The following is a 7717-nucleotide window of genomic DNA, read 5'->3' on the forward strand; positions in this document are numbered from 1 at the left end:
CCGCTGAAGACGCCGCTGGCCGGTGACCCAACAAGGGGCACCGGCCAGCAAGACGAACACCCGGTCGGACCCGGCCCACGTCAGGTTTTCCGGGGAGCCCCGCCCGCGGAGGGATCAAGCCTGACCGCCCGGAGCGGGTGGGGCTCCCCGGGAAACCCAAGGCCGGGACCGATAAATCACACCCCCTTCGGGTGCCACACCGTCTTTGTTTCCAGCAGGCTCGTCATCCGGGCCAGACCGGGGGTGACGGACCAGTCGTGGTCGGCCGGGGCGGGCCGGAGCACCCGCTTCAGGTTCTCCGCCGCCTTGACCTCCAGGTCGGCCGCCAACTCGGCGTCGGTCACCCCGCTGAGGTCGATCGCGTTGACGTCCATGTGCGCGGCGAGCGTCGGCGCGGTCTCGGTGATGCGGCCGGTGAGGATGTTCACCACTCCGCCGGGCAGGTCGGAGGTGGCGAGCACCTCGGCCAGCGTCACCGCCGCCAGCGGCTCGGTCGCCGACGCCGCCACCACCACCGTGTTGCCGGTGACGATCGCCGGGGCGATCACGCTGACCAGGCCGAGCAGCGCCGGGCGCTCGGGCGCGACCACCGCGACCACGCCGGTCGGCTCGGGCGCGGAGATGTTGAAGTACGGGCCGGCGACCGGGTTGGCGCCGCCGTACACCTGGGCGAGCTTGTCGGCCCAGCCGGCGTACCAGACCCAGCGGTCCACCGCCGCGTCCACCTCGTCGCCGGGCACGCCGAGGGCGACGAACTGCTCGCGGCGGCCCTCCAGCATCTCGGCGGCCCGGTAGAGGATCTGACCCCGGTTGTACGCGGTCGCCCCGGCCCAGCCCTTCACGGCGGCGCGGGCGGCGACCACCGCGTCCCGGGCGTCCTTGCGGGAGGCCAGTGACACATTCGAGGACTGCACGAGATACGACCGTCCCGACTCGCTGCGCGGGAACTTCCCGCCGATGAAGAGCTTGTACGTCTTGCGTACGGCGACCCGCTCAGACATTGAGGTACCCCTCCAGCCCGTGCCGGCCGCCCTCGCGACCGTAGCCCGACTCCTTGTAGCCGCCGAACGGCGAGGTGGGGTCGAACTTGTTGAACGTGTTGGCCCAGACGACACCGGCGCGCAGCCGGTCGGCCATCCACAGGATCCGGGAACCCTTGTCGGTCCAGATCCCCGCCGAGAGCCCGTACGGCGTGTTGTTGGCCTTCTCCACGGCCTCGGCCGGGGTGCGGAAGGTGAGCACCGACAGCACCGGGCCGAAGATCTCCTCGCGGGCGATCCGGTGCGCCTGGGTGACGCCGGTGAAGATGGTCGGCGCGAACCAGAAGCCGCGGTCGGGCAGCTCGCACGGCGGCGACCAACGCTCGGCGCCCTCGGCCGAGCCGGCGTCGGACAGCTCGCGGATCCGCTCCAACTGGGCGGCGGAGTTGATCGCGCCGATGTCGGTGTTCTTGTCCAGCGGGTCGCCGACCCGAAGCTGGGCCATCCGCCGCTTCAGGGACTCCAGCACCCGGTCGGCCACGTTCTCCTGGACCAGCAGGCGGGAGCCGGCGCAGCAGACGTGCCCCTGGTTGAAGAAGATGCCGTTGACGATCCCCTCGACCGCCTGGTCGATCGGCGCGTCGTCGAAGACGATGTTGGCGGCCTTGCCGCCCAGCTCCAGCGTGAGCTTCTTGCGGGTGCCGGCGACCGACCGGGCGATGGCGCGCCCGACGTCGGTGGAGCCGGTGAAGGCGACCTTGTCCACGCCGGGGTGCTCGACCAGCGCGCGGCCGGTGTCACCGGCGCCGGTGATGATGTTGACCACGCCGGCCGGCAGCTCGGCCTGCTGGCAGATCTCGGCGAAGAGCAGCGCCGTCAGCGGGGTGGTCTCGGCCGGCTTCAGCACCACCGTGTTGCCGGCGGCCAGCGCCGGGGCGATCTTCCAGGCCAGCATCAGCAGCGGGAAGTTCCACGGGATGACCTGCGCGGCGACCCCGACCGGCTTCGGGTCGACGCCGAAGCCCGCGTACTCCAGCTTGTCGGCCCAGCCGGCGTAGTAGAAGAAGTGCGCGGCGACCAGCGGCAGGTCGACGTCGCGGGACTCCTTGATCGGCTTGCCGTTGTCCAGCGACTCCAGCACGGCCAGCTCGCGGGAACGCTCCTGGATGAGCCGGGCGATCCGGAACAGGTACTTGGCCCGGTCCCGGCCCGGCATCGGACCCCAGACCTTCTCGTACGCCTTCCGGGCGGCGCGCACCGCGCGCTCCACGTCCTGGGCGCCGGCCTCGGCGACCTCGGCCAGCACCTCCTCGGAGGCGGGGTTGATCGACTTGAAGCTGCCACCGTCGGTGGGATCGACGAACGCACCGTCGATGAACAGCCCGTACGAGGGTTTGAGGTCCACCACCGAGCGGGACTCGGGGGCGGGTGCGTATTCGAACATCGGCTATCAGTCCAGGGTGAAGTAGTCGGGACCGGAGTAGGTGCCGGTCGTCAGCTTGGTTCGCTGCATCAGCAGGTCGTTGAGCAGGCTGGACGCGCCGAAGCGGAACCAGTCCGGGTCGAGCCAGTCCGCGCCGACGGTCTCGTTGACCATCACCAGGTACTTGATCGCGTCCTTGGTGGTCTTGATGCCGCCGGCCGGCTTCACGCCGACCTGCCGCCCGGTGGCGGCCCGGAAGTCGCGGACCGCCTCCAGCATCACCAGGCTCACCGGCAGCGTCGCGGCGACCGGGACCTTGCCGGTGGAGGTCTTGATGAAGTCGCCGCCGGCCAGCATTGCCAGCCAGGAGGCCCGGCGCACGTTGTCGTAGGTGGCCAGCTCGCCTGTCTCCAGGATCACCTTGAGGTGGGCGTCGCCGGAGGCTTCCTTGGTGGCCACGATCTCGTCGTAGACCTCCTTGTAGCGGCCGGCCAGGAACGCACCGCGGTTGATCACCATGTCGATCTCGTCGGCGCCGGCCGCGACGGCGGCCCGGGTGTCGGCGAGCTTGATCTCCAGCGGCGCCTGACCCGACGGGAAGGCGGTCGCCACGCTGGCCAGGTGCACGCCGGTGCCGCGCAGCACCTCCGCCACGTACGGGACCATCGCGGGGTAGACGCAGACGGCGCCGACGTGCGGGCAGGACGGGTCGGCCGGGTCCGGGCGTACCGCCTTCGCGGCCAGCGCGCGAACCTTGCCCGGGGTGTCCGCCCCCTCAAGGGTGGTCAGGTCCACCATCCGGATCGCGAGGTCGATCGCCTGCGCCTTGGCGGTGGTCTTGATGGAGCGGGTGCCGAGCTGCGCCGCCCGCTGCTCCGCGCCGACCTGGTCCACGCCGGGCAGGCCGTGCAGGAAGGTCCGCAGAGCGGTCTCGGATCGTCCCAGCTCGGAGAGCTCCGACCGGGCCGACGTCGTTGTCGCCGTCATGCCACGAAGTCTACGCACCAGACGGCTGCGTGATCTTGCTCACGTGGTCCCGCTGGGCCGGGTCCGACGTGAGCGGCGTCGCTGGTCGGACCGCACCCGCACCGCCCGACCATCGGGACCGGTAGGTTGAGCGATCGTGGATGTACACGTCATTGACCATCCCCTGGCTCAGTCTCGGCTGACCGCCATGCGGGACGCGCGCACCGATTCCTCGACGTTCCGGGCGGCGCTGCACGAACTGACCACCATGCTGGTGTACGAGGCGGCGCGCTCCTTCCCCGTCGAGCGGTACCCGGTGCAGACGCCGGTCACCGGCACCGAGGGCACCCGGCTGGCCAACCCGCCGCTGCTGGTGCCGGTGCTGCGGGCCGGCCTGGGCATGGCGGACGCCGCGCTCGGCCTGCTGCCGGAGTCCTCGATGGGCTTCGTCGGCCTGGCCCGGGACGAGGAGACGTACGAGCCGCGCGCGTACATGGAGTCGCTGCCCCGGGAACTGGCCGGCCTGCCGGTGCTGGTGCTCGACCCGATGCTGGCCACCGGTGGTTCGCTGGAGCACTGCTGCCGGCTGCTGGCCGACCGGGGCTGCACCGACATCACCGTGCTCTGCGTGCTCGCCGCGCCGGTCGGCATCGAGCGGCTGGAACGCTCCGGCCTGCCGTTGCGCCTGGTCACCGCCTCGATCGACGAGGGGCTCAACGACCGGATGTTCATCGTCCCCGGCCTCGGCGACGCCGGCGACCGGCAGTTCGGCGGCATGCCCCGGTTCTGAGTCGTTCACCCCGGTCGGTGCCGGGTCCGGCGGGTCCGCACACGGTGGTGCGCGGACCCGCTACCGTCTCCGGCCATGACTGGTGTTGCGCTCGCCGAGGAACTGCTGCTCCTCGCCTACGACGACACGACCGGCAAGGCGACGATGCCGCGGATCAGCCTGGACCTGGGCATGGCCGCCGCGGTGCTGGTCGAGCTGGCCCTGGCAGGCCGGATCGCGTACGCCGACGGTTCCCTGACCGTGGTCGACCCGACGCCCACCGGCGAGCGGGTCACCGATGAGGTGTTGGCCCGGATCGCCGGGGACACCCCGCACACGCCGGCCTCGTGGGTGCAGCGCCTGCGGCACGGCCTGCGGGACCGGATCCTCGGTGACCTGTGCGAGCAGGGTGTGGTCCGGGACATCGACGAGACCGAACTGGGCTTCATCCACGTGCACCGCTACCCGGTGGTGGACGTCTCCGTGGAGGCGGACAGCCGGCAGCGGCTGGCGGAGGCGCTGACCGGCGCGGCGGCGCCGGACGAGCGGACCGCCGCGCTGGCCACCCTCGTCGTGGTGCTGCGAATGGAATCCGCCCTCGGGGTCAGCGGCGAGGCCGCCGCCGACGCCCGCCGCCGGCTGGAGGAGATCTCCACCGGCGCCGGGTTCTCCGGCGAGGTCAGCATCGACGACTCCGTGGTCCGCCCATCGGTGGGCCTGGTCGTCGCGGCCCTCGGCCGGGCCGTCGACCAGGCCCTCGGCCCGCGCCGCTGACCGTCGGGTCGACCGACCGACCCCGCACCGTGTGTGCCCTTTGCTCTGCACCCACCGAGGCACCACCGAGCCCTGCACCCACAAGAGGCCTACCGACCGACGGTTGACTGGCGCTTCCGTGGGTGCAGAGCAAAGGGCGGACTTGGTGGTGTTGGTGGTGGTGGGTGAGTGGGGTGCGGCGGGGCTCAGATGCCAAGAGCGGCGCTGACCTCGGCGCGCAGCGCGGCGACGGCCGACGCCGCTCGGGTGCGCGCAGCCGCGACGTCGCCGTCCGTGACCGGCTCCACCACCTCCAGGTACGCCTTGAGCTTCGGCTCGGTCCCGGACGGGCGGATCACCACCCGGGCCGCCCCGGTGCGCAGGATCACCACGTCCGCCTCGGGGAGCAGGTCCTGGGTGCTGTCGACCGGGTGTCCGAGCAGCGTGGTCGGGGTGGCCGCGCGGATCCGGGCCATCGCGTCGGCGATCTCCCGCAGGTCATCCACCCGGACGGAGAGCTGGTCGGTGTGGTGCACGCCGAACTCGGCGGCCAACTCGTCCAGTCGATCCGTCAGCGTGCGGCCCTGCGCCTTGAGGCCGGCGGCCAGCTCGGCCACGGTCAGCGCGGCGGTGATGCCGTCCTTGTCCCGGACGTGGTCCGGGGCGACGCAGTAGCCGAGCGCCTCCTCGTAGCCGTAGACCAGCGGCGCGCTCCCGCCACCCGCCCGGACGATCCACTTGAAACCGGTCAGCGTCTCGTCGTAGGCCAGGCCCCGGGCCGCGCACATCGCCCGCAGCAGCGACGACGAGACGATGGTGGTGGCGTACAGCCCGGTCACCCCGCGACGCATCAGGTGGTCGGCGAGCAGCGCCCCCACCTCGTCGCCGCGCAGCATCCGCCAGCCTGTCGCGCCGTCGCGAACCACCACCGCGCACCGGTCCGCGTCCGGGTCGTTGGCGATGGCGAGGTCCGCGCCGGTGGAGTCGGCGAGCGCGATCAGCAGGTCCACCGCCCCCGGCTCCTCCGGGTTGGGGAAGGACACGGTGGGGAACGCCGGGTCCGGCTCGGCCTGCTCGGGCACCACCCCGGGCACCGGGAAGCCGGCCCGGGCGAAGGCGGCGGTGAGCACCGCGGCACCCACCCCGTGCAGCGGGGTGTACGCCACCGTCAGGTCCCGCGGCCCGTCCGGCGCGATCACGGCGGTGGCCCGCTCGACGTACGAGGCGACCAGGTCGTCACCGAGCACGTCACCGGGCCGGCCCAGCGGCACCTCGGTCAGCGGACCCACCGCCCGGATGGCGGCCTCGATGCCGGCGTCGGCCGGCGGGACGATCTGCGCCCCGGCGCCCAGTTCTCCGCCCAGCTCCGCGCCGAGGTAGACCTTGTAACCGTTGTCCTGCGGCGGGTTGTGGCTGGCCGTGACCATCACTCCGGCCACGGCGCCGAGCTGGCGCACCGCGTACGCCAGCACCGGGGTGGGCAGCGGGCGGGGCAGCAGCAGCGCCGGCCGGCCGGCCCCGGTGGCCACCTGGGCGGTCCGCTCGGCGAACTGGCGGGAGCCGTGCCGGGCGTCGTACCCGATCACCAGGGGACCGGTGCCACCCTGGGCGGCGAGCCAGCCGACCAGGCCGGCGGCGGCCTGCGTGACCACGGCGAGGTTCATACCGTTCGGGCCGGCGCGCAGCGGGCCGCGCAGGCCCGCGGTGCCGAACGTCAGCGGACCGGCGAACCGGTCCGCCAGCTCCGGCGCGCTCGTCGGCAGCCGGTCCAGCACCGCCGTCAGCTCGTCCCGGCTGGCCGGGTCGGGGTCGTCGGCGAGCCAGCGTCGGGCTTGCTCGCGAATGTCGTCGATGTCAGTGGTGTCCGCCGCCATGCCTCTTGATAGCACGGCGGCGGATCACCACTGTCGGTTCCCTCCGGCTCAGCCGTTCCCGGTGAGCTGGAACGTCCGCACCATCTCGTCGAAGATCGGCTTGCTCTCCGCGAACTTGGCGTCGTTCGAGGAGAGGTAGAACGAGTAGACCTTGCCCTCGGTGACCACGCCGCGCCAGATGCCGTGCCGCTGCGTGTCGCCCTCGCCGCAGGTGTACTCGAACTCGGCGGCCGGCTTGCCGGCCAGGTCCTTCTCGGCCATCGCGATCCGGTTGTACGGCTTGGGGCACGACTTCGCCTTCTTGAGACCGCCCTCGGCGACCTCGGCCCAGCGCATCGAGGTGGTGCTGAAATCCTCGGTGAGTACGCGCACCTTCCGGCTGCGGTCCTCCGGGTCGACGTAGTCGAAGTAGACGCCGCCGGTGGCCTTGGTCCAGCCCTTCGGCACCATGACCTCGATGCCGCGGGCCGCGTGCTCCTGCATCTCCATAGCCGGACCGGCCGCGGCGGACTGTGTGGGCTGCGCCTGCGGGGTGGTCGGGGCGGGGTCGTCGCCGCCGCTGGTCAACGCGACCACGCTGAGCAGCAGCACCAGGGCCAGCCCGCCGGCCGCGGCGAGCTGCACCTTGCGCGGCCAACCCTTGACCGTGGTGACCAGTTGGCCTCCGGTGGCGCGGACCTTGTCCAGTGCCCCGGCGCCGCCGGACGTCGCGGGCGTGGCCCAGGGCTGGCCGGTGCCGGGCACCGACCACTGGTTGCCGCCGCCGTACGTGCCGCCGATGCGCTGGGTGGCCTCCGGCGCGCCGCCGTAGCCGACCTGCTGGGTGGCGTCGGGCCGGCTGCCGTAGCTGACCCGCTGGGTGGCGTCCGGGTGTCCGCCGGCGTCCACCCGCTGGGTGGCGTCCGCCGGGCCGCCGTAGGTGCGCCCGGCGGACGCCACCCAGCGGGTGGAC

The 7717-nt window shown here is 72.6% G+C and carries 6 protein-coding genes and 1 pseudogene; 2 read left to right on the forward strand and 5 right to left on the reverse strand.

Annotated elements, in window-relative coordinates:
* Positions 1–176: 176 nt before the first annotated feature.
* The 3 genes from EAD98_RS03920 to deoC are packed head-to-tail and all read right to left on the reverse strand — an operon-like array spanning position 177 to position 3390.
* Entirely contained in the window at positions 177–1001 is an 825-nt protein-coding gene (locus tag EAD98_RS03920; protein ID WP_121652705.1) for an aldehyde dehydrogenase family protein, read from the reverse strand.
* Entirely contained in the window at positions 994–2424 is a 1431-nt protein-coding gene (locus tag EAD98_RS03925) for an aldehyde dehydrogenase family protein (RefSeq protein ID WP_121652706.1), read from the reverse strand. Before EAD98_RS03925 ends, EAD98_RS03920 begins: the two co-directional genes overlap by 8 nt.
* A gap of 6 nt (positions 2425–2430) precedes the next feature.
* Entirely contained in the window at positions 2431–3390 is a 960-nt protein-coding gene (deoC, locus tag EAD98_RS03930) for a deoxyribose-phosphate aldolase (RefSeq protein ID WP_121652707.1), read from the reverse strand.
* Between the two features lie 136 nt (positions 3391–3526).
* Here deoC and upp point away from each other — a divergent pair, with 136 nt between their 5' ends.
* Positions 3527–4159, forward strand: a complete 633-nt coding sequence (gene upp, locus EAD98_RS03935; RefSeq protein WP_121652708.1) for a uracil phosphoribosyltransferase — start codon at positions 3527–3529, stop codon at positions 4157–4159.
* A gap of 75 nt (positions 4160–4234) precedes the next feature.
* A complete protein-coding gene (locus EAD98_RS03940) occupies positions 4235–4912 on the forward strand; it encodes a GPP34 family phosphoprotein (RefSeq protein WP_121652709.1) in 678 nt (225 codons plus the stop codon).
* Between the two features lie 185 nt (positions 4913–5097).
* On the opposite strand, the gene EAD98_RS03945 is transcribed toward EAD98_RS03940, so the two are convergent.
* On the reverse strand, positions 5098–6765 hold the full coding sequence (locus EAD98_RS03945) for a phospho-sugar mutase (RefSeq protein ID WP_121652710.1): 1668 nt from the start codon (positions 6763–6765) through the stop codon (positions 5098–5100).
* Positions 6766–6813: 48 nt separating this feature from the next.
* Positions 6814–7717, reverse strand: a pseudogene (locus EAD98_RS03950) (PsbP-related protein); the annotation flags it as partial.

The organism is Micromonospora sp. CV4 (assembly GCF_003667455.1).
Lineage (GTDB): Bacteria > Actinomycetota > Actinomycetes > Mycobacteriales > Micromonosporaceae > Micromonospora.

Excerpts from the sequence above, each read along its gene's own strand:
- EAD98_RS03920 (WP_121652705.1), bottom strand. The coding sequence starts at position 1,001 with ATGTCTGAGCGGGTCGCCGTACGCAAGACGTACAAGCTCTTCATCGGC.
- EAD98_RS03925 (WP_121652706.1), bottom strand. The coding sequence starts at position 2,424 with ATGTTCGAATACGCACCCGCCCCCGAGTCCCGCTCGGTGGTGGACCTC.
- deoC (WP_121652707.1), bottom strand. The coding sequence starts at position 3,390 with ATGACGGCGACAACGACGTCGGCCCGGTCGGAGCTCTCCGAGCTGGGA.
- EAD98_RS03940 (WP_121652709.1), top strand. The coding sequence starts at position 4,235 with ATGACTGGTGTTGCGCTCGCCGAGGAACTGCTGCTCCTCGCCTACGAC.
- EAD98_RS03945 (WP_121652710.1), bottom strand. The coding sequence starts at position 6,765 with ATGGCGGCGGACACCACTGACATCGACGACATTCGCGAGCAAGCCCGA.